The following is a 22,413-nucleotide window of genomic DNA, read 5'->3' as shown; positions in this document are numbered from 1 at the left end:
GGAAAAAATCATGCAGCGCTTACTTATAATGGTTGCAGTATTTTTACTCAGCGGATGCTTAACGTCACCACCGCAAGAAGCTGCTAAACCGACATTAATGCCTCGCGCCCAAAGTTACAAAGACCTGACGCATCTCCCGATGCCTACGGGTAAAATATTTGTATCGGTTTACAATATCCAGGATGAAACTGGTCAGTTTAAACCTTATCCGGCAAGTAACTTCTCCACTGCCGTACCGCAAAGTGCCACGGCAATGCTGGTTACCGCACTGAAAGATTCGCGTTGGTTCATCCCGCTGGAGCGTCAGGGATTACAGAACTTACTGAACGAACGGAAAATCATCCGTGCGGCACAGGAAAACGGCACGGTTGCCATTAACAACCGAATTCCGCTGCAATCATTAACCGCGGCTAACGTGATGGTGGAAGGTTCAATCATCGGCTATGAAAGCAACGTTAAATCAGGTGGTGTCGGCGCGCGTTATTTCGGTATTGGTGCAGATACGCAATACCAACTCGATCAGATTGCGGTAAACCTGCGTGTGGTTAACGTCAGTACCGGTGAGATCCTTTCTTCGGTAAACACCAGTAAAACCATCCTGTCTTATGAAGTGCAAGCAGGGGTATTTCGTTTCATTGACTACCAACGACTTCTGGAAGGGGAAATTGGTTATACCTCTAACGAACCCGTCATGCTTTGCCTGATGTCAGCCATTGAAACTGGCGTTATCTTCCTGATAAATGACGGTATCGATCGCGGCTTGTGGGATTTGCAGGATAAGAAACAAGTTGATAACGACATTCTGGTCAAATACCGCCATATGTCGGTACCTCCAGAGTCCTGAGAATAAAGAGAGAATAAAAAGCGTGAGGGAGGCCTCACGCTTTTTTTATTTACTGGTCAGTGTGGATGAAGCCGGGTTTTCGCGACGTGATGCCAGCCACAGACCACTGTTTTTCATCGCATAGCCAAACACCAATCCCAACCCCAGAGAAGGCAGAACCAACTGCCAGTCTCCCTGCCCTGCAAATGTTGCACATGCCCCCATAAATGTGCCCGGGACAAATGAAAGCAGCCATTGCTTTGCCTGGATACACATCATAAATGCGACAATTCCCGTTATGACATAACCAAGGATGTCCATATGCGGGGCAAGTGCACTACCATTAATAATCACCAACGCCCACACCACACCGCTAAGCAGCGTACACGCCGAGATCCACAGCCCTTTCAGTCCACCTTGTGGGCAGGCAAAATAAGCCGTACAGCCCAGGAAGCCAGCCCAACTGAGTAAACCAAGAGAAACGGCCACCCATCCCCATAGTCCGGAGAGAATGCCCGTTGTGATTGCAATAGAGAGAAGTATGTTCATGCCGCGCATCTTAGCAGAAAAACGGCATAGTAATGAGATCGTGCACACAATTTATGCAAGATGATAAATTGCGTTGCAGTATATAGTGATTTAGATCACATTTATTCGTCTGTATCTTCCTGCAATTCGTCCCACATTGCGCTAATGGCATCGCGCGTCAGCGGTGCCATAGTTCGCCAGAAAGCGGTATTCGCATGCGCCTCAACTTTACCCAGAAACGTGTCGCACCAGGGAAGCAGGTAGTCAACAAACAGGGTTTCCAGCGCTTCGCTCTCATCTTCTGCGGACTGGTCTTCAAGCCAGGATGCCGCCAGCAACAAGGTACCAATATGATCGGCTGGTGTATCCGCCAGCGGCATTCCACGTGCTGACAGGAATGCTCGAACGTCCGCTTCCTTCGCCCCTTCTACCCAGGCGCTACGATAAGGCGGCACTGAACACTCTTTCCCGACAAACAGAGCGTTGTAATCTGCAGCAAGCTGAGGCATATCACAGCTTTTCTGCAAACGGGCCAACAGCTCATCCTGTTCCAGTGGCCAGTTAGCAGACAGTTTACCTTCGCTAATCAGGGTAAACAGGGGAACCAGTAAAGGGTCCTGCGGTTGGCGGTAAAACAGCGAGCCCAGTACACGGCACAGGATAGAAAACTCGTTCATTGATATATTCCAGTAAGTAACAATTAAAGTTCAGCAAATTCCGCGATAGGCTCCATGCCCCGCGATTCCAGAAACGTCAGCAAGCGTTTTGGTGAAACGTTCAGAATTCGGTCTTCCGGGAAGTCCACATCATCCAGAATCTTACGGCATTCACCGAACTCTCCCAACGTAAATGCGGTATGGGAATCTGAACCCAGGGCAACCCAGCCACCTGCATCACGTACTGCAGCGGCCACAGCGCGACAGTTATCTTCACTGCCTTTACGCGAATGCAAAAATGAGGAATTATTGATTTCCAGTGCAACATGATATTTTGCCGCCGCCTGTGCAATTGCGGTGATATCGACGGGATATTTTGGATTTCCTGGGTGGCTGATAATATGCACATTGCCACTCGCCATCGTGGCGATCATCGCCTGCGTATTGGTTTCTTTATCGTGAGGGGCAAAAACCGGCTCATGGAAGCCCGCAATAATCAGATCAAGTGAGTCAAACATCGGCCCTGAACAGTCGATCTCACCTTCAATATTCTTAATGTTTGCTTCTATCCCGCGCAGGATCCCCACGCCGTTCACCACGCGCGGCCAAATACGCATGTTAATAAAATGCCAGTGATGTGGTGCATCCGCCATGTCCGGTCCATGATCGGTGATAGCAAACAGCTTGATGCCCTTGCGATGGGCTTCAGCGATATAATCACTCAAGGTGCTGTAAGCGTGGGTGCTGGCAACGGTATGCATATGCAGGTCAACGGGATACATAACTCTCTCCTGTAGTCGTTTTCCGTCAAGGATAGCAGGTATCGCCGCCATTAATACCCTAAATAATTCGGGTTGTATTTAGTCGAAACCCGGCGCTGGCCGGGTTGATATTGATATCAATAGCCCCGAACGCGATCGACCTGACCGGTAACAGCTTTGCCACTTTCCAGGTTCAGGATTGTACGAGAGATATAATCCACCGCTTCCGCCGGGCGCGTTACCGCTGCAATGTGCGGCGTCATCGCCACACGCGAGTGTTTCCACAATGGGCTGTCTTCCGGTAGCGGTTCCCGACTATAGACATCCAGCATCGCACCTTTCAGTTTTCCGCTATTCAACGATGCCAGAAGATCGTCTTCATTGAGATGTACGCCACGCGCCAGGTTAAGCACATAGGCTCCATCCTGTAACTGATTCAACAGCCCGGCATTAATAATGCCTACCGTTTCTGCCGTATTGGGCAGAAGATTAATCAGCACACGCGTCTGGCTTAAAAACGCACTCAACTCTTCGGTGCCCGCAAAACTTTCCACACCAGGCCAGGATTTACGGGTACGGCTCCAACAGCGTAACGGGAATCCCCATGCCTGCAGGCTCTCTGCCACTTTAGCCCCTAATACACCAGCGCCCATGATACCGATGGTAAATTCATCACGGGTATACTCTTGCAACGGCTGCCACTTCGCCTGGGATTTTAATGCCTGATAGTCATCAAAGCGGCGGAACCAGTGCAACACCTGACTCACCGCATACTCCTGCATTTGCAGACCCATACCGGTATCTTCCAGACGGAAAAGTGGAATCGAGGTATCCAGCATCTCCGGGTGTGCTTTTAGCTTACTGAGGATGGAGTCCACTCCGGCTCCCAATGCAAAGACGGCTTTCAATTTTCGTCCTGCCAGCATTTCAACCGGCGGATGCCAGACCAGCGCATAGTCGGCATGGGCGTTATCACCCGCTTTCCACTCGCGAACGTTAGCACCAGGGATTGCTTTCGCCAGCGCCTTTAGCCACCAGGCCGTATCAAATGTAGGGTGATAGAAAATTATTTCCATATTGTCTCCTGAACATTGTTATGCGGAACGTTCTCGCACTTATTATCATCATTTTCCGAGGGAATATCAGATTAGCAAATTTTAGGGTGCTGGCAAAAAAAACAATTCCCGCTCATTTAAGCTCCACGTTGCTTGAAGTTTGTGTAAATGCACGTTTTTTTGAAAAAGTAGATTGACGCCGGGGCGGTATTTCCCCTACATTAGCGCCCGTTCCAGCAGTACAGGAACAACAATATGGTGAGGTGTCCGAGTGGCTGAAGGAGCACGCCTGGAAAGTGTGTATACGGCAACGTATCGGGGGTTCGAATCCCCCCCTCACCGCCATATTTAAGAGAGAGCTCGTACGGAAGTACGGGCTTTTTTCGCCTCTACCCCACACAGACTATCAACCTCCTGCAGAACCCGTCGATAGGTCTTCGCTTTCAGTCAGTTCCTACGCCATAAACGCATTCCTGACATACACTAGTTAAAACGATAAAAGTGAGGCAACAGGATGATAGCATTCCCGGCCAGCTTACTGATCCTGAATGGGAAAAGTGCTGATAACCTTCCCCTGCGTGACGCTATTACTCAACTGCGCAACGAGAGTGTCGAAATCCATGTTCGCGTTACCTGGGAAAAAGGCGACGCGCAACGTTACGTTGATGAAGCGCTCCGGTTGGGCGTGGCAACGGTAATTGCCGGCGGTGGTGACGGTACCATTAACGAAGTATCCACAGCGCTGATCCACTGCCAGGGGGAGAATGTTCCCGCACTCGGGATTTTGCCATTGGGAACGGCAAATGATTTTGCTACCAGCGTTGGCATTCCTGAAGCGCTGGACAAGGCATTAAAGATGGCTATTGCCGGGAACTCGGTAGAGATTGATATGGTGCAGGTCAACGATAAAACCTGCTTTATCAATATGGCGACCGGGGGGTTCGGTACGCGGATCACCAGCGAAACACCGGAGAAACTCAAAGCCGCACTGGGCGGTGTGTCGTATTTTATTCACGGATTAATGCGCATGGATACGCTGAAGCCAGACAGTTGTGAAATTCGCGGCGAAAACTTTCACTGGCAGGGGGATGCGCTGGTGATTGGCATTGGCAACGGGCGTCAGGCCGGTGGCGGACAGCAACTTTGCCCGACAGCGCTCATTAATGACGGTCTGCTGCAACTGCGAATCTTTACCGGTGAGGAGCTGATTCCGGCACTGCTGTCGGCGATAACTCAGTCCGAAGACAATCCGAATATCATTGATGGCGCATCATCATGGTTTGATATCCGTGCGCCACATGAAATCACCTTCAATCTGGATGGTGAACCGCTCAGCGGGCAAGAGTTTCATGTTGAAATCCTGCCTGCAGCCCTACGCTGCAGGCTACCGCCGGGTTGCCCATTATTGCGATAATCCGACGGTACTCTACTGACATCAGGCAATCGTGACTTTGTTATCCAGATAAACATCCTGGACGGCATTAATCAGCTTCACGCCGTCAGCCATGGTTTTCTTGAACGCTTTACGTCCAAGAATTAACCCCATACCACCGGCGCGTTTATTAATCACCGCAGTACGCACCGCATCGCTGAGATCGGTTTCTCCACCGGCCGCACCACCGGAGTTAATGAGTCCGGCGCGTCCCATATAGCAGTTCGCCAGTTGATAACGCACCAGGTCAATCGGGTTATCACTGGTTAGCTTGCTATAGACACGATCGTCCGTATAGCCGAAGTTAACCGCTTTATACCCGCCGTTATTCTCCGCCATTTTCTGTTTAACGATATCCGCGCCGATAGTCGCCGCCAGATGGTTTGCCTGCCCGGTCAAATCAGCCGAAACATGATAATCCACACCGTCTTTCTTAAACGCAGAGTTGCGCAAATAGGCCCACAGTACCGTTACCATGCCCAGCTCATGGGCTCGCTCAAAGGCCGCAGAGATCTCTTCAATCTGGCGGCGCGACTCTTCTGAGCCGAAATAAATGGTTGCCCCCACCGCGACCGCGCCCATATTGAACGCTTGCTCCACGCTGGCATACAGCGTCTGGTCAAAGGTATTCGGATAGCTGAGCGTTTCGTTATGGTTAATTTTCACAAGGAATGGAATGCGATGCGCATAACGGCGGGAAACAGACGCCAGCACGCCATAGGTTGACGCGACGCAGTTGCAGCCAGCTTCAATCGCCAGCTCAACAATATTTTTGGGATCAAAATACAGTGGGTTTGCGGCAAACGATGCCCCAGCAGAATGTTCCACACCCTGGTCTACAGGCAGAATCGACAAATAACCGGTCCCGGCGAGCCGTCCGGTGTTGTACAGCATCTGCATATTACGCAGCACGGCGGGTGGACGGTTATTGTCAACCATCACGCGGTCGACGTAATCATGTCCTGGCAGGTAAAGTTGGTCAGAAGGAATGGTCATACAACGATGCTGTAAAAGGTTGTCGGCATCTTTGCCAAGCAACTGCGCAATATCAGTCATAGCTATGCTCCCGTAAGTTCCGATTTGATATCGGAAGTGGATTGTCCTGACCCGCCTGGTGGCGGGCAGCAATAAGCCTGGTACTGACTGCGTATTTTTTCCATCTTTAGCGCACTTTTCAGCGATTTCCGCTGGCTCGATTCAGGCATCAAAAAATGATACAGCGGTCAAACTTAGACCACAAAGGTATTTTAAAGGTATTACATAATGGTACTATCCAGCCGTACCTTACCTGTCATGAAGGATTTAAAGATGAAAACTACAGTTAAGCTGTCGTTCATGATGTTTGTGGAGTGGTTTATCTGGGGCGCCTGGTTTGTACCGCTTTGGCTCTGGCTGAGTAAAAGCGGCTTTACTGCCGGTGAAATTGGCTGGTCTTATGCCTGTACCGCTATTGCCGCGATCCTCTCCCCTATCTTCGTCGGTTCGATCACTGACCGCTTTTTCTCTGCGCAAAAAGTACTGGCAGTGCTGATGTTTGTCGGCGCAATTTTGATGTATTTTGCAGCGCAACAGACGACGTTCGGCGGATTCTTTCCGCTATTGCTGGCGTATTCACTCACCTATATGCCGACAATTGCACTAACCAACAGTATCGCCTTCGCCAACGTCCCGGATGTCGAACGTGATTTTCCGCGCATTCGCGTAATGGGAACGATCGGCTGGATTGCATCCGGCCTGGCTTGTGGGTTCTTACCGCAAATGCTCGGCTATAACGACATTTCACCAACCAACATTCCGCTGCTCATTACAGCCGCAAGTTCCGCATTACTGGGTATCTTCGCTTTCTTTTTACCGGATACGCCGCCGAAAAGTACCGGCAAGATGGATGTCAAAGTCATGTTAGGTCTGGATGCACTGATCCTGCTGCGTGATAAGAACTTCCTGGTCTTTTTCTTCTGCTCTTTTCTGTTTGCCATGCCGCTGGCGTTTTACTACATCTTCGCCAACGGGTACCTGACAGAAGTTGGGATGAAAAATGCGACCGGCTGGATGACGTTGGGCCAGTTCTCTGAAATTTTCTTCATGCTGGCGCTGCCGTTCTTCACCAAACGCTTTGGCATTAAAAAGGTATTATTGCTTGGTCTTATTACTGCAGCGATCCGCTACGGATTTTTTGTTTACGGTGGCGCGGAAGAATATTTCACCTACGCCCTGTTATTTCTCGGCATTCTGCTGCATGGCGTTAGCTACGACTTCTACTACGTTACGGCATACATCTATGTCGATAAAAAAGCGCCAGTGCACATGCGCACCGCTGCGCAGGGGTTAATCACTCTCTGCTGTCAGGGATTCGGCAGCCTGCTCGGTTACCGCCTGGGTGGGGTGATGATGGAAAAAATGTTTGCTTATAAAGAGCCGGTTGATGGCCTCACCTTTAACTGGGCTGGCATGTGGGGATTTGGCGCGATCATGATCGCCGTTATCGCCGTGCTGTTTATGATTTTCTTTCGCGAGTCAGACAAAGAAATCACCGCCATTAAGGTGGACGACCGCGATATCGCATTGCAACAAGGGGAAGTTAAATGAAAGCAGAACGTATTCTCGGTGCTCTTTATGGGCAGGCGTTAGGGGATGCGATGGGTATGCCGTCGGAACTGTGGCCGAGAACCCGTGTAAAGGCACACTTTGGTTGGATCGACCGCTTTTTACCGGGCCCAGGCGAAAATAATGCAGCATGTTATTTTAATCAGGCAGAGTTCACTGATGACACCTCCATGGCGCTGTGCCTGGCGGACGCCCTGCTGGAATGCGACGGGGAAATAGTGCCAGACGTCATTGGGCGCAATATCCTGGCCTGGGCGGAAAATTTTGACGCCTTCAATAAAAACGTACTCGGCCCCACGTCGAAGATTGCGCTCAACGCCATTCGCGACGGCAAACCTGTCGCTGAGCTGGAAAACAACGGTGTCACCAATGGGGCAGCTATGCGTGTGTCGCCGTTGGGATGTCTACTACCGACAGGCAATCTTGATGCGTTTATTGACGACATCGCGCTGGCCTCCAGCCCGACACATAAGTCGGATTTAGCTATTGCGGGCGCGGTGGTCATCGCCTGGGCGGTATCTCGTGCTATCGACGGAAGAACATGGTCTGAGATTGCCGGGGCACTTCCCGCGATTGCTCTCCACGCTCAGCAAAAACGGATCACTACGTTTAGCGCATCGCTTGCAGCCCGCCTCGAACTGGCATTGAAAATCGTTCGCGAGGCCAACGGTGCGGAATCTGCCAGCGAGCAGCTGTATCAGGTGATTGGCGCCGGGACCAGCACCATTGAATCCGTGCCCTGCGCCATCGCGATGGTCGAACTGGCACAAACCGATCCTAACCGCTGTGCCGTACTGTGTGCGAATCTCGGCGGCGACACTGACACCATCGGGGCAATGGCAACCGCTATTTGTGGGGCACTACACGGCGTAAGCGCGATTAGTCCGACGTTAAAACAGGAACTGGATGCGGTGAATAAGCTCGATTTCACCCGCTATGCCAGTGCGCTAGCGCGGCTGCGCGAGCAACGGGAGGCGCTATGAGTGCTACGCGTCTGCAAACGCTTCTCCCACAGTTGCACAGCCAGCGACCGGTAACGGTAGTCGGTGCGGCGGTTATTGATGTGATTGCCGATGCGTATGCTCTTCCCTGGCGCGGCTGTGATATTGAGCTTAAGCAACAGGGCGTGAACGTGGGCGGTTGTGCACTCAACATTGCCGTCGCCCTAAAACGTCTGGGCATTGAGGCCAGTAATGCCTTACCGCTGGGTCAGGGCGTGTGGGCCGATATTATCCGCAACCGTATGGCGAAAGAAGGATTGCACAGCCTGATCGACAATGCCGAGGGCGATAACGGCTGGTGTCTGGCATTGGTAGAGCCGGACGGTGAACGCACATTTATGTCCTTTAGCGGCGTCGAAAATCAGTGGAATGCTGACTGGCTGGCACAGCTGACTATCCCCCACGAGAGTTACGTCTACCTTTCCGGCTACCAGTTGGCCTCACCATGCGGTGAATTGCTGGTGCAGTGGCTGGAGAGTCTTACGACGGCTACCCCCTTCATCGATTTTGGCCCGCGAATTGGTGATATTCCCGATGTCCTGATGACGCGGATCATGGCCTGCCGCCCGTTGGTGTCACTAAACCGGCAGGAGGCCGCCATTGCAGCCGGGCGATTCGCATTAAGTCACGACATAGAGGGTTTTGGGGCCGCATGGCTGAAGCGCTTTGCCACACCCGTGGTGGTGCGTCACGATAAAGATGGGGCATGGTATTTTACTGAGCACACATCCGGTTGCGTGCCCGCCTTTCCGACCACCGTCGTTGATACCATCGGTGCGGGAGACAGTCACGCAGGCGGCATGCTGGCTGGTCTGGCATCGGGCTGGTCGCTGGGCGATGCCGTCCTGCTCGGCAATGCGGTAGCATCCTGGGTGGTGGGTCACCGCGGTGGCGACTGCGCCCCCTCACGCGAGGCGTTACTCCTCGCACACAAAGACGTATAGGTCGCTTCGACAGTAACTGATACTGTATTCAATAGGCCGTTGCTGCTGATCAAGCGCTACTTGCTTTATCACCAGTACCGGCACTTTGCTGTCCATCTGGATATGGGACTGGAACTCTGCGTCCGGCATTCGCGCACTGACGCGTGAGCGCGTGCGCTGTGGAAAGATATGCTGGCTGCGGAAATAGTCGTACAGTGAAACGCCAATCGCATCCACGTCATGGATAAGATGGGCGGGTACCCATGATTCTTCAATAGACACAGCATCTTCATCAACATAGCGAATGCGCTTCAGCAAGAAGACCTCACTGCCGACAGCAACAGCCAACTGCTGAGCCACCTCTTCCGGGCAGGGCACCACGCGTTTATTCACCCATAGCGTATCCGGCTTTTTACCGCGCAACACCACCTGTTGTGAAAAACCGCGCGCTTCTTTGAGCGAATACTCGAAGATGTTATTGATTTGCGTCCCGTAGCCACGCGCACGCGTCACCACCCCCTCTTCTTCCAGCGCCTGCATCGCTTTCCGCACCGTAATACGTGAAACGCCAGTCAACTGGCTGAGGTCACGCTCACCCGGCAGGATATTACCATGCTCCAGGATCCCACTGCGCACAGCGTTCTTAACCGTTTGAGCGAATTTCATATACAGCGGCGTATTGTCCGCCGCTGAAATACGTTCATTCAGTTGCGCGATAAGCTGGGTATGCGCTTGTTCCATTTATCTTTTTCCTGGCAGCCGTTTCTGTCGCCAGTATACCATTTCTGCTCATCACCACCACGCGTGGAAATGATGCACCGGACCAATCCCCTCGCCCACTTCCAGCGTATCTGCCTGCGCCAGCGCCGCAGAGAGCCACAACTTAGCCTCCTGTACCGTATCAGCCCAGTTAACATGACGTGGACGCAGTGCCGCCAGCGCCGCCGACAGCGTACAACCTGTTCCGTGCGTATTTTTGGTCACTACCCTTGGCGCGGTGAAACGCTGTTCGCCATCACGGGTAAAGAGCCAGTCAGGGCTTTGCTCATCATCCAGATGCCCCCCTTTCATTAATACCGCCTCACAGCCCAGCGCCCGCAGCGCCCGCCCCTGTTCTAACATTTCCTGCTCTGTTCGGGCATGCGATGCCCCGAGCAACGCCGCCGCCTCCGGCAGATTAGGGGTAATAATCGACACTTGCGGTAACAGACGGGTACGCAGCGTTTCAACCGCAGAGGAAGACAACAGCGGATCGCCGCTTTTAGCCAGCATTACCGTATCCAGTACGACGTTTTGTACCCGGTGACGCTGTAAACGTTCGGCAACGGCTTCGACAATATCGGTTTCTGCCAGCATGCCGATTTTGGTGGTATCGATGCGCACATCGCTGAACACCGAGTCCAGTTGCGCCGCCACAAAATCGGGTTCAATCCGGTATACCGACTGTACTCCGCGCGTATTTTGCGCCACCAGTGCCGTGATTACTGAACAGCCATAAGCGCCGAGTGCCGAAAAAGTTTTTAAGTCGGCCTGAATCCCTGCGCCACCGCTCGGATCGGTTCCAGCAATGGTTAAGGCGTTAATCCGTTTCATGCGTGCTCCTGGGGGTTCAGATTATAGAGGGCATCAAGAAATGCCGGAATAAAGCTTCCCGGTCCCGTCGATTGTTCAGTGGCGCGTTGTCCGGCTTGCTTCATCCAGCTACAGGCAGAAGCAACATTGTTCAACCGGTCCCCCTCCAGGGCGCAACTGGCTGCAACTACCGCTGACAGTGCGCATCCGGTCCCCACTACCCGCGTCATCAGCGGGTCGCCACCATGAATACCCACTGTCCGCTGACCATCGGTGACGTAATCCACTTCTCCGGTAACAACGACAATGGTTCCGACCTCGCGTGCCAGTGTTTGTGCGGCCGGAATCGCAGCCAATGCTGTATCGGTGGTATCCACACCGCGCCCACCGGCGTTCATCCCAGCCAGGGCGAGTATTTCTGACGCGTTGCCACGAATGGCAGCCGGGCGCAGCGTAAGTATGTCCAGACAAAAGCGACGACGAAAATCCAGTGCGCCAACGGCAACAGGATCCAGCGTCCAGGGGGTTTTCGCCTGCTGCGCCTGCTCAACGGCGGCACGCATTGCCGTGGCTCGCGTCTGGGTCAGTGTCCCAACATTAATGAGCAGCGCCTGGGCAATAGCAGCAAACTGGCTGGCTTCTTCAGGTTCAATCACCATTGCGGGGGATGCCCCTAAAGCCAGTAGCGTATTGGCGGTAAAACTCTGCACAACGTCATTAGTCATACAGTGTGTCAGTGGGGAAAGCGTTCTAAATTGCTGTAAGGTGTGAGCCGCAAGGGCACGGCTGTGCAGGTCAGGCTGCATGGTTCAACTCCTGCCCGCGTGAAGAAGGGACACGAGCAGTGTCAGACTTCCCTACGCTGGCATTATCCAGATCAGGTGGTACGGGTATTTCTCAGCCTTCACCAGGAAGGGCACCCCGAGTCGTTGAAACACAAATATAATATTCAGGTTTCAGCAACAGGATACTGCCTGCTCTTAACGATGTAAATTGGCGCGGAACAGGCTTTGGCGGTGAAACCGCTGGTTACGGTTGCCGAGTTTCCGTACGTTCATTTACACTTTTTACGAAATGACTGGAGTAATCACAAAATAGTGCTTGTCAAATGTCCTGTTAGCCAGGAATCATACAGGGCTAATTTTGATGACCCGAACAGGTAGAGAGGATGGGTATGAAGAAGAAAATGTTGCTGGGTGCACTACTGCTCGCAAGCAGTGCGGTCTGGGCCGCGCCGGCTGCAACCGCTGCCCCCACAGGTATTGATAAATATGAGTTGAGCAGTTTCATTGCCGACTTTACCCATTTCAAACCTGGTGACACTGTCCCGCCACTGTACCGTACTGATGAATACGCGATTAAACAGTGGAATCAGCGCAACTTACCAGCGCCTACTGCAGGTACCCACTGGACTTACATGGGCGGCGCATATGTCCTGATTAACGATGCCGACGGCAAAATCATTAAAGCCTACGACGGCGAGATTTTTTATCACCGGTAACGAAAATGTACCTTCATAACGAAGGTACATTTTTTAAGCGGATTACATCAGGCTAGTTAGTCATAAGATACTGAAAATATGACTTTGCTTTGTACTTCACCCGGTCGTAGTGATTCCCCTGTCACGTGAACATATTTCGCAATAATAGGGAAAGTGTACTGATTGTTGATTGTCTCCAGTTTAGCTATTCTGTCCATCAGAGTATCCCCCTGTTTTAGGGGAGTCGTCTTGGTACCGTTGTAAATCTGGAACCCGACCCCTTTTGCACCATTCGTCGCGGTATTTTTCAGTATCTTCCCGCTTTCATCCCAGTCACCTCGCGCAACCTTAAAACTTACGGGATTGGTGGTGACGTTATATATACCTTCACAATTTAATACCAGATCTACGTAACCTGTTTCATTATTATTTCCTATCAGGTTACTTAACGTTATATCTTTCATATTAATATAGTATGTCGGTTTTGAAAAACGGCAGGTTGTGGGTTTATGCGTTACTGTAAAGCTTAAATTCTGTGTAAAAGCAGAATTTCCCGACAAACGCCCGGTAATCCAGCAATAAAGATAAGCTAACCAGTTTGATGTACATGAGTTCTCAGATGTAATACTGACTGCCGGGTCACTCAGACTAAACGCATCACCGGAGACTGTCTGCTTAGCCGTCCCTGAATTGACATAACCTGCTGTAATCGTGAGTTTTTTGGTATTCAGTGTTTCACCGGCGCTAACTGTTTTCCTTCCAATACTAACGGGAAAATCACTGCTCGTTAGATTGATATTAATTAAAACCTTCTTGCCGCTGCTACTCTGAATAGCAACAATATAATTCGTTAATGGCGTTGTAAAATATAAGCTATCACTATTGGCAGTACACGTTATATCGCCACTGGAATTGAGATTCAGTTGGTTCGTCGCTGTTCCGGATGTCATATCCAGATTAATTGCCGTCAACCCGCCATTTTTTGTCTGAAATGTACATCCAGCCTGAGCTCCAAAGGATGACAACAGCAGAAATATTAAAAATACGTATCCTTTCATATCTTGCATCCTTAGCGGCAAATATAGGCTTTATTCTCATCAATCACCTTGTCGAAGGTAATCGTACAGAACTGCCCCTGCTGTTTATTAACTGCGACGCGTACCGAGGCAGGAATGTCGTTGGTGCGAATAAATAACCGGCTCCCCTGCCCCACCAGGCCAACATTATTACCGATATTATCTTCCACTTCATAACCGAACGATAACGGAGAGCCGTCCGGACGCTCGGCAAGGAAGTACCAGGGTTTACGCCGATCGGTTTCAAACTCCATCATTACGACCGCGCCACGATAGGGTACAGCGCCTTTTCGATTGCCCAGTAACGCCACATCGCTATTACTGTCGGAAAGATCCAGCATCAGCATATTTTCACGGTACGGCGTCAGACTGTCATAAACCGCGTAACCTTTGCTGTTGGTTGTCAGGTAACGATGTCCCTGCACCGCCGCGCCCTGTAATCCAGGCGCTTTAACAATGGCAAATGTATCGGAAAGCCGAGGAGCTAACGCGACACCCTCTGACCACACCACCAACCCCCCCTGAATATTGCCGCTGACCTGCTGATATTTATTCGATTGGCTATAACTGCTGCCAATGGTTGCCATAGGCGCGCGCCAGGCCAGGTTACCCCCCACCGTTGTCTCGCTCCCCTGCCGCTGATGACTGAAGTTAGCGCCGTAGCTGAATTGATCACGACTACCTGCTACGCCGCTTAAGCTGGTGTTATTCGACTGATAACCATCATCATCAAATGTTGTCGAGTTGGAGACAAACAAATCGCGCCGCGGCGTAGAAATGCCATCCCCCCACGAAAACGGAATGGAGATATACAGGTTAAAACGCTTATCCGCGTGGTTATCCTCATCGTACGTCTGGCTAACGGAAAAGGTATAGCTGATACGTTGCCAGGCGTTCGAATAACTCAACTGATAATCTTTGCCCGTCCCGCTACGTTGCCAGTAGTCGCGCCACAGGCCACTGACCGCCAGGAATCCCCAGTTTTCGGGTAATGCTTGATTGATATTAAGCGAAAAACTGTTCTTACGACCAAAGTCGTCCTGGTAGTAATCCGCAATGTCATAAACATCGTTTTCATCGCGGTCATAACTATTTTTGTTATTCGCCCACACGTGATCGTTGAAGGTACGATAATCCTGCGAAGAGTAGCGATAACCCGCCAGCGCAAACTGCGTTCCGGTCTGTGTGACATATTTGTTCCACGCCACCTGATAACTCTGCCCGTCAAAAACGCCGTTATCCTGTTCGCTGTGCGAGTGCGTTCCATCTACAGAAACCGCACCAATCGGCGTGTTCCATCCCGTGCCGAGTACAAATGAAGAGTAGTTATCCGACAACATGGAACCGCCATATATCGTTAGCAGATTATTCAGTCCATACTGGTAACTACCCTGTATAAAATCAGACTGGTTGCTCGCGCCTTCGATGTTGCTACGTCCGGCGGCAACATCATATTTCGCGCCCCCCGCCTGCAACATATTGGGTACCGATGAATAAGGCACCAGGTAATGCCTTATCGAACCATCAGCCTCTTTAACACTAACGTCCAGATCCGCACCGCCACCCGCAAGCTGCAAATCATCAATGGCGAATGGCCCCGGGGAGACCTCTTTCTGATAAATAACAAAACCGTTTTGTTCAATAGACACCAGCGCATTGCTCTGGGCAATTCCGCGTACTACTGGCGTAAAATTCTGTTTTGAGTTCGGTAACATTTGCATATCGCGCCAGATACGCACACCACGAAACCGTACGGCGTCAAAAATATCCGAGCCGGTATATATGTCCCCGGCACGCAATGTACCAAAGATGGACGGGATACCCCGTTCCATATATAAGGTATTACTTTTCCATTCGCCGCTACCTTCATTGCCTTTCGTATAGTTGGCATTTGAATGCAGTTGCCAGTCCAGCAAATTCAATCCGCTGTTCAGATTGACATAGCTGCTTTTATCATTTCCGCCGAGTTTATAATTACTGTAATACTGGCTGGCATAATAGGAGGTATAAAATGCGTTAATTCCGCGATCCCAGGTTTCAGGCGGCATATATCCTGATTCATATTCAACCACATATGCCTGAGGCACGCTTAAATTCAGGATAAATTGCCCAATGTCATAACCAATACTGCCGCCCTGCACTGCTGCACGCAGCGGTACACAATCTACGCCTTTATCTGCTTTAATACCTTCAGTACGAATACCAATTTGCTGCAACTGCGTCCAGGATAAGCATGTTGAATCCGGTTCGGATTTAATATTAATATCGTAATGACCGCGCCAATGGTTATTTAGATAAACATCCATTTCATATATGCCGGGCATCGGCTTGTCGCCATCAATGTGATAGCGAGAAATTTTCTCACCGTTCAAACCACCGATCATAAAGTGGGTATCAAACGTTTCTTCTTCAGCCCATGCAGATAATGAAGTTGCCAGCACCGACAAGATGGTCAGTGTAATCGAATTGATCTTTGACATAGCCAGTCCTTGAGCTATTTTTCAGTTTTTATTTTTTCACTCAAATAATTACCGTAATCGTCAATAAGCGTGATTTTGTAATGACTAACCATAGCGGTGGTGCTCAACTTTTTATCTGACCACGGAGCAAGTAACACTGTCTCGCTATTTATTTTAGTATGACCTACTAATTCAGGTATCGTTATCCAGTTGGCGGAATTGTTTTTGATATTAATACCACCACTGGCATATTTGATACTTAAGCGAGAAAAACTTTTTTCGTCCACACTGGTAATACCTTGCGGGCGATAAATAAATTTGATGCGATTCTGCATAGCAAATTTAATCATATTCTTACCTTCTGATTCCGCAGAATTAGGAGGAATATCTAACACATTAAGAAAAAAAAGACTTTCACGATCTTTTGGCAGCGTATTTGCCAGTTGCTTAATCTTTAGCTGCTGGCCGGAACTACCGCTAACTTTTGCCACCGGTGGCGTCATCACAAACGGTACGTGAATTTTCTCCGGTGGCAGGCTGGCGTCACCATCGTCAATCCACGATTGGACCAGCGCACTACGATTGCCTTCATTCATTAACTGCACGGTAATTTCTTTTTTCTGTGCCGGATAAATGACACGCGTGCCGTAAATGTAAACGCCTCCCCACGCAGGCAATACTGTGCCAGCCAATAATAATATTATTATTTTTTTCATTATAATTATCCTTACTACGGAAATAATCGGCGACCAGAGCCGCCGACAAACAGGATAGTAATCTTAATCAGTAACAACGGTCATCGTCAGCGAAGAGGCAACATCACCCGCAGAGACAGCGGCTGAACCAATTTTCGCGTAACGTGCACTAAAATTCAGCGTATATTTATTATCTGCTGTTTTAGTTAACTCAATACCTGTATCGGGGTTAACCTGTTTTGTAAAATCATCACCATAGTAAACGGAGAAGCCTGCACCATTATTTGCTGCGGTATTTCGTGTAATATATTTATTAGTGCTATCAAATTGAGAACTGGAGAAAGTAATTTTCGGTGCTTTATCCCCCGTACATTCAACAGTTAATGGCACGGTGGTTTTATTTGAGTATCCGTCATAAACACCTCCAGCACTTAAGGCATTTAGTCTGTCAGCACCAATCTGGTTCATACCAATGGTCGCAGTGGTATCACCCGTAAATTTACAGGTTGTCCCAACGACCTTACCAGTAATAATCAATTCACCCTGATCAGAATCAGCAGCAAACGCCCCAGCGCTCATAAATACAGTGGACAAAATAGCAACAGAAATAATTGAACGTTTCATAGTACCTTCCTTAGTGAATTAATTTCTATTTATTAAGAGGGGTTAACCCTTTAAATTAAATTCTCACACCAGAAACGTTACCGCAATGTAAACGCATTGTTTTATTGATTTAAAGCAAATTACAAATGCAATATAATTACAACAAATGAATTGAGATTAGTCTTATTTTGAAAATTAATAAATTCAGGGAATTAACTGTTTGATAGGAATTCTTTAGGAAAATACCAAACCACGTACCATTCACCAAAACAATGCGTGGTTGGTAAAAATTCGATTAGTCGTAACGAGTCAGCACAATTTGTCGTGTAGCGTCACCAGCGACAGTAACAATTTCAGTCACCGCACTTTTTGTTGAATTGGAAACGCCCTCTTTGACGTTTGAAAAAGAAACGGCATTGCCGCAGCGTTGCTGCACTTCGTTATTTACAACATCAGCGCTACAGGTGGGTTCAGTTACTCGACCACTGATATTCAAGGTAGCAGTATCTGTGGCGAAAACAGAAGCGCTCATTCCATAAGCCAAAGTAATAACTCCCAAGAATAAACTTCTTTTCATTACGTTCATTATTCCTGTATTGGTTGGAATACAGCATACAAGCCGCCCTTCCAGTAGATTATGGATTAACTGCCTCGCTAAAACCAATTGAAATTGTAGATTAATGGGATAGATTTGATCAATTCAAATGATGCATTGATGCTATTCATTAGGAAAAAGGTATGGATTTTACAGGCAGGATAAACAATATTGCGGCGCTTTTCACTCTATATATTCACCACATCAATATATTATTGATGTGGTGAATAATATTTAATGCGATAAATTACACTGCGCGAAAAGCTATTTCCCCCGGAATAACCTCTCCCTGCCAGTAGAGCTGGGCGGCGACACGGCCGGCCAGATCGCGATAAATCGCGGTAAACTCACTGTCAGGACGACTGATAACCGTCGGCATACCGCGGTCGAGATCTTCACGCAAGGAAATATGCAGCGGCATCTGTCCCAACAGTTGGGTGTGATATTGCTCAGCCAGCTTTTGTGCGCCACCCGTGCCGAAAATCGGTTCATGATGACCGCAGTTGCTGCAAATATGCATGCTCATATTTTCCACAATACCCAGCACCGGTACTTCCACTTTTTCGAACATCACGATGCCTTTTTTCGCATCGATCAGCGCGATGTCCTGCGGCGTCGTGACCACTACCGCGCCGGTTACCGGAATGTTCTGCGCCAGCGTCAGCTGAATGTCACCCGTACCCGGCGGCATATCCAGAACCAGATAATCAAGATCCGGCCATAAGGTCTCTTGCAGCATTTGTAACAACGCTTTGCTGGCCATTGGTCCACGCCACACCATCGCATTGTCATCGGTTACCAGATATCCAATGGAATTGGTTGCCAGGCCATGAGACATAATCGGCGCCATATGGGTGCCATCTGGCGAGGTTGGGCGCTGATTTTCCGCACCGAGCATGGTCGGAATGGACGGACCATAAATGTCGGCATCCAGAATACCTACTTTCGCCCCTTCGGCTGCCAGCGCCAGAGCCAGGTTCACCGCAGTGGAGGATTTACCCACACCACCTTTGCCGGAACTCACAGCAATGATGTTTTTCACACCATTAATACCCGGCTGGTTTTTCACGCGTTTCAGCGTCGCGATATTGTGCGACAGCTTCCAGTCAATGGCTTTCGCGCCGGTGATGCGCAATAGATCGGCACTGCATTGCTCTTTTAACACTTCAAACGCGCTGTGCCAGACGAACGGCATCACCAGCTCAACGTGCAACGTGTCATCCATCCAGGCGACATGGTGCAACGCTTTTAACGTCGTCAGATTATGCTTCAGGGTTGAATGCTGAAAATTCGCCAGCGTCCCGGCGACCATGGCGCGCAGGGTTTCTGGTGATTTGGCCTGGGATTGTGCGTTCATCCCGACTCCTTTTTGTTGTTCTGAAAAGACGATTGTCAGCGAGTAGTTTACTCCAACCGCAACAATTATTCATTTAAGGATAAATGCCCTTATCACTTGGCGCAGTAATTACCATTTTGGTACTATCAAAGCCCTTTTCACTACAAAAGAAGTAATTGCCCACTATGACTCAAGTCGCGAAGAAAATTCTGGTAACGTGCGCGCTGCCGTACGCCAACGGCTCAATCCACCTCGGCCATATGCTGGAGCACATCCAGGCTGATGTCTGGGTCCGTTACCAGCGAATGCGCGGCCACCAGGTTAACTTCATCTGCGCGGACGACGCACACGGTACGCCAATCATGCTGAAAGCCCAGCAGCTTGGTATTACACCTGAGCAGATGATCGGTGAAATGAGTCAGGAGCATCAGACTGATTTTGCAGGTTTTGACATCAGCTATGACAACTACCACTCTACGCACAGCGAAGAGAACCGTGAGTTGTCCGAGCTTATTTACACACGCCTGAAGGAAAACGGTTTTATTAAGAACCGCACCATCTCTCAGCTTTACGATCCAGAAAAAGGCATGTTCCTGCCGGATCGTTTTGTTAAAGGTACCTGCCCGAAATGTAAATCTCCGGATCAGTACGGCGATAACTGCGAAGTGTGCGGCGCAACCTACAGCCCGACCGAACTTATCGAACCGAAATCCGTTGTTTCCGGTGCGACACCGGTAATGCGTGACTCCGAGCACTTCTTCTTCGATCTGCCGTCGTTCAGCGAAATGCTGCAGGCGTGGACGCGCAGCGGCGCGTTGCAGGAGCAGGTTGCCAACAAAATGCAGGAGTGGTTTGAATCTGGCCTGCAGCAGTGGGATATTTCCCGCGATTCTCCGTACTTCGGTTTTGAAATTCCGAATGCGCCGGGTAAATATTTTTATGTCTGGCTGGATGCGCCAATTGGCTATATGGGTTCGTTCAAAAACCTGTGCGACAAACGTGGCGACACCGTCAGCTTTGATGAGTACTGGAAGAAAGACTCCGATGCGGAGCTGTATCACTTCATCGGTAAAGATATCGTTTACTTCCACAGCCTGTTCTGGCCTGCCATGCTGGAAGGCAGCAACTTCCGCAAACCGACTAACCTGTTCGTTCACGGGTATGTCACAGTAAACGGCGCGAAGATGTCCAAGTCTCGCGGGACCTTCATTAAAGCCAGCACCTGGCTGAAACACTTTGATGCTGACAGTCTGCGTTACTACTACACCGCGAAACTCTCTTCGCGCATTGATGATATCGACCTGAACCTGGAAGATTTTGTTCAGCGTGTTAACGCCGATATCGTCAACAAAGTCGTGAACCTGGCTTCCCGTAACGCAGGATTTATTGCTAAACGCTTTGACGGTATTCTGGCCACCGAACTGGCCGATCCGGCGCTGTACAAAACCTTTACCGACGCAGCTGCAGTCATCGGTGAAGCGTGGGAAAGCCGCGAATTCGGTAAAGCAATCCGCGAAATTATGGCGCTGGCCGACGTGGCGAATCGCTATGTTGACGAACAGGCACCATGGGTTGTGGCTAAACAGGAAGGCCGTGACGCCGACCTGCAGGCAATTTGCTCCATGGGTATTAACCTGTTCCGCGTCCTGATGACATACCTGAAACCGGTACTGCCGACGCTTGCTGAACGTGTTGAGGCATTCCTGAACAGTGAGCTGACCTGGGATTCCATTGAGCAACCACTGCTCGGTCACAAGGTCAACACCTTTAAGGCGCTCTACAACCGTATCGACATGAAACAGGTTGAAGCGCTGGTGGAAGCGTCCAAAGAAGAAGTGAAAGCCGCAGCCGCACCGGTGACCGGCCCGCTGGCGGATGACCCTATCCAGGACACCATCACCTTTGACGATTTCGCCAAAGTTGATCTACGCGTGGCGCTGATTGAAAACGCCGAGTTCGTGGAAGGTTCCGACAAACTGCTGCGTCTGACGTTGGATCTCGGTGGTGAGAAGCGTAACGTCTTCTCCGGTATTCGCTCTGCCTACCCGGATCCCCAAGCCCTGATTGGCCGCCAGACCATTATGGTGGCGAACCTGGCTCCGCGTAAGATGCGCTTCGGTATCTCTGAAGGGATGGTGATGGCAGCAGGCCCTGGCGGAAAAGACATCTTCCTGTTAAGCCCGGATGACGGTGCTAAACCAGGTCAGCAGGTGAAATAACAAAAAAGCCGGAGATAATCTCCGGCTTTTTTTCCGGCTGGCGGCTTCGCCTTTCCCAGCCTGCAAATCCCGTAGGCCCTGCAAACGCAACGCCACTGGGCAAAATTCACGACTTCGCGTTATGTACTCGTGCAGTTAAACCACGCAAGAAATAGCGCAAAAATTGGTCGCCACATTCGCGATAGTTCTTATGCTCCGGTGCACGCATCATCGCGGTAATTTCCGGCATCGATACGCGAAATTTCTGTTCGGTCATGATGGCCAGAATATCATCGGTTTTCAGTGAAAACGCGATACGCAGTTTTTTCAGCACCGTATTGTTGTTAACACGACGTTCAATCGCCAGCTCCGGTGCGGAATCATCTTTGCCACGCAGATGATAGATAAGGCCGTTCAGGAAACCGGAGAGGATGATATCCGGGCAGCGAACAAACCCGTCTTCATCTTCTTTTGTCATCCAGGTGTCAAAACCTGCCGAGGTGGATTCCATCTCAGCAAGCGCAAGAATGCGCACCATGTCGTTATTGTTCGCTTTCAGGGTGTAGCGCAGGCTACGAAGAATATCGTTACTTAGCATAGAGCCTTCAACTGTCGA

At 50.1% G+C, this 22,413-nt stretch carries 22 protein-coding genes, 1 tRNA gene and 1 riboswitch; of the genes, 8 read left to right on the top strand and 15 right to left on the bottom strand.

All coding sequences use genetic code 11. The features are described from left to right. Positions 1–10 precede the first annotated feature (10 nt). Complete coding sequence (gene csgG, locus OGX95_RS08915) at positions 11–844, top strand: curli production assembly/transport protein CsgG (RefSeq protein WP_005129128.1); 834 nt, start codon at positions 11–13, stop codon at positions 842–844. A 45-nt stretch (positions 845–889) separates the two neighbouring features. Here csgG and OGX95_RS08910 read toward each other — a convergent pair whose 3' ends face one another. The 4 genes from OGX95_RS08910 to ghrA all read right to left on the bottom strand — a co-directional run bounded on the left by OGX95_RS08910 (position 890) and on the right by ghrA (position 3,844). Then, positions 890–1,372: a DUF1097 domain-containing protein gene (locus OGX95_RS08910; RefSeq protein WP_271450548.1), complete on the bottom strand. Its 483-nt coding sequence runs from the start codon at positions 1,370–1,372 to the stop codon at positions 890–892. A 101-nt stretch (positions 1,373–1,473) separates the two neighbouring features. Then, a complete protein-coding gene (locus OGX95_RS08905; RefSeq protein ID WP_005129133.1) occupies positions 1,474–2,028 on the bottom strand; it encodes a TorD/DmsD family molecular chaperone in 555 nt (184 codons plus the stop codon). Positions 2,029–2,051: 23 nt separating this feature from the next. Next, positions 2,052–2,789 (bottom strand): phosphatase, encoded by a 738-nt coding sequence (locus OGX95_RS08900; protein WP_286629186.1) that lies wholly within the window; start codon positions 2,787–2,789, stop codon positions 2,052–2,054. A 116-nt stretch (positions 2,790–2,905) separates the two neighbouring features. Beyond that, entirely contained in the window at positions 2,906–3,844 is a 939-nt protein-coding gene (gene ghrA / locus OGX95_RS08895) for a glyoxylate/hydroxypyruvate reductase GhrA (RefSeq protein ID WP_286629185.1), read from the bottom strand. A gap of 236 nt (positions 3,845–4,080) precedes the next feature. Between ghrA and OGX95_RS08890 the strand changes: the two genes are divergently transcribed. Together OGX95_RS08890 and yegS are read left to right on the top strand one after the other, a co-directional pair. Then, positions 4,081–4,168: transfer RNA gene (locus OGX95_RS08890), tRNA-Ser, on the top strand. Positions 4,169–4,337: 169 nt separating this feature from the next. Beyond that, entirely contained in the window at positions 4,338–5,237 is a 900-nt protein-coding gene (gene yegS, locus OGX95_RS08885) for a lipid kinase YegS (protein WP_286629184.1), read from the top strand. A 21-nt stretch (positions 5,238–5,258) separates the two neighbouring features. Here the strand turns inward: yegS and fbaB are convergent, their stop codons facing one another. Next, on the bottom strand, positions 5,259–6,311 hold the full coding sequence (fbaB, locus tag OGX95_RS08880) for a class I fructose-bisphosphate aldolase (protein WP_286629183.1): 1,053 nt from the start codon (positions 6,309–6,311) through the stop codon (positions 5,259–5,261). Positions 6,312–6,563: 252 nt separating this feature from the next. Between fbaB and OGX95_RS08875 the strand changes: the two genes are divergently transcribed. Genes OGX95_RS08875 through OGX95_RS08865 form a run of 3 tightly spaced genes read left to right on the top strand, consistent with a single transcriptional unit; the run spans position 6,564 to position 9,804 of the window. After that, entirely contained in the window at positions 6,564–7,841 is a 1,278-nt protein-coding gene (locus tag OGX95_RS08875; RefSeq protein WP_286629182.1) for a nucleoside permease, read from the top strand. Continuing rightward, positions 7,838–8,842 (top strand): ADP-ribosylglycohydrolase family protein, encoded by a 1,005-nt coding sequence (locus tag OGX95_RS08870; protein WP_286629181.1) that lies wholly within the window; start codon positions 7,838–7,840, stop codon positions 8,840–8,842. The genes OGX95_RS08875 and OGX95_RS08870 overlap by 4 nt, the downstream gene beginning before the upstream one ends. Continuing rightward, complete coding sequence (locus OGX95_RS08865; protein WP_286629180.1) at positions 8,839–9,804, top strand: PfkB family carbohydrate kinase; 966 nt, start codon at positions 8,839–8,841, stop codon at positions 9,802–9,804. The genes OGX95_RS08870 and OGX95_RS08865 overlap by 4 nt, the downstream gene beginning before the upstream one ends. On the opposite strand, the gene OGX95_RS08860 is transcribed toward OGX95_RS08865, so the two are convergent. The 3 genes from OGX95_RS08860 to thiM are packed head-to-tail and all read right to left on the bottom strand — an operon-like array spanning position 9,778 to position 12,161. Then, positions 9,778–10,524: a GntR family transcriptional regulator gene (locus tag OGX95_RS08860; RefSeq protein WP_286629179.1), complete on the bottom strand. Its 747-nt coding sequence runs from the start codon at positions 10,522–10,524 to the stop codon at positions 9,778–9,780. The two genes, OGX95_RS08865 and OGX95_RS08860, sit on opposite strands and share 27 nt — an antisense overlap. A 51-nt stretch (positions 10,525–10,575) precedes the next feature. Then, entirely contained in the window at positions 10,576–11,376 is an 801-nt protein-coding gene (thiD, locus tag OGX95_RS08855) for a bifunctional hydroxymethylpyrimidine kinase/phosphomethylpyrimidine kinase (RefSeq protein ID WP_048211195.1), read from the bottom strand. Next, positions 11,373–12,161, bottom strand: coding sequence for a hydroxyethylthiazole kinase (thiM, locus tag OGX95_RS08850; protein WP_286629178.1), 789 nt, complete (start codon positions 12,159–12,161; stop codon positions 11,373–11,375). Before thiM ends, thiD begins: the two co-directional genes overlap by 4 nt. A 31-nt stretch (positions 12,162–12,192) precedes the next feature. Continuing rightward, positions 12,193–12,289: riboswitch (TPP riboswitch) on the bottom strand. Positions 12,290–12,523: 234 nt separating this feature from the next. Here thiM and OGX95_RS08845 point away from each other — a divergent pair. Next, positions 12,524–12,856, top strand: a complete 333-nt coding sequence (locus OGX95_RS08845; RefSeq protein WP_286629177.1) for an RcnB family protein — start codon at positions 12,524–12,526, stop codon at positions 12,854–12,856. 56 nt (positions 12,857–12,912) lie between these two features. Here OGX95_RS08845 and OGX95_RS08840 read toward each other — a convergent pair whose 3' ends face one another. The 6 genes from OGX95_RS08840 to apbC all read right to left on the bottom strand — a co-directional run bounded on the left by OGX95_RS08840 (position 12,913) and on the right by apbC (position 19,620). Continuing rightward, positions 12,913–13,893: a fimbrial protein gene (locus OGX95_RS08840; RefSeq protein WP_286629176.1), complete on the bottom strand. Its 981-nt coding sequence runs from the start codon at positions 13,891–13,893 to the stop codon at positions 12,913–12,915. Between the two features lie 11 nt (positions 13,894–13,904). Further along, positions 13,905–16,391 carry a fimbrial biogenesis outer membrane usher protein gene (locus OGX95_RS08835; RefSeq protein WP_286629175.1) on the bottom strand — a complete coding sequence of 829 codons (2,487 nt, stop codon included), beginning with the start codon at positions 16,389–16,391 and terminating at the stop codon, positions 13,905–13,907. A gap of 14 nt (positions 16,392–16,405) precedes the next feature. Beyond that, positions 16,406–17,086 carry a fimbrial assembly chaperone gene (locus OGX95_RS08830; RefSeq protein WP_286629174.1) on the bottom strand — a complete coding sequence of 227 codons (681 nt, stop codon included), beginning with the start codon at positions 17,084–17,086 and terminating at the stop codon, positions 16,406–16,408. A gap of 63 nt (positions 17,087–17,149) precedes the next feature. Further along, positions 17,150–17,689: a fimbrial protein YehD gene (yehD, locus tag OGX95_RS08825; protein WP_286629173.1), complete on the bottom strand. Its 540-nt coding sequence runs from the start codon at positions 17,687–17,689 to the stop codon at positions 17,150–17,152. Between the two features lie 274 nt (positions 17,690–17,963). Further along, complete coding sequence (locus OGX95_RS08820; RefSeq protein ID WP_286629172.1) at positions 17,964–18,245, bottom strand: DUF2574 family protein; 282 nt, start codon at positions 18,243–18,245, stop codon at positions 17,964–17,966. 265 nt (positions 18,246–18,510) lie between these two features. Beyond that, positions 18,511–19,620, bottom strand: a complete 1,110-nt coding sequence (gene apbC / locus OGX95_RS08815; protein WP_286629171.1) for an iron-sulfur cluster carrier protein ApbC — start codon at positions 19,618–19,620, stop codon at positions 18,511–18,513. 164 nt (positions 19,621–19,784) lie between these two features. Between apbC and metG the strand changes: the two genes are divergently transcribed. After that, entirely contained in the window at positions 19,785–21,818 is a 2,034-nt protein-coding gene (metG, locus tag OGX95_RS08810; RefSeq protein ID WP_286629169.1) for a methionine--tRNA ligase, read from the top strand. Between the two features lie 106 nt (positions 21,819–21,924). On the opposite strand, the gene OGX95_RS08805 is transcribed toward metG, so the two are convergent. Next, the gene (locus OGX95_RS08805; protein WP_286629168.1) at positions 21,925–22,395 is read right to left on the bottom strand and encodes a YehS family protein; all 471 of its coding nucleotides are present in this window, start codon (positions 22,393–22,395) and stop codon (positions 21,925–21,927) included. Positions 22,396–22,413: the final 18 nt, after the last annotated feature.

The sequence above is a fragment of the Citrobacter sp. Cu233 genome (assembly GCF_030332225.1).
Classification (GTDB): Bacteria; Pseudomonadota; Gammaproteobacteria; order Enterobacterales; family Enterobacteriaceae; genus Citrobacter.
The sequence above is the reverse complement of the archived record's forward strand: the minus strand, read 5'-3'. Positions and strand labels throughout refer to the sequence as shown.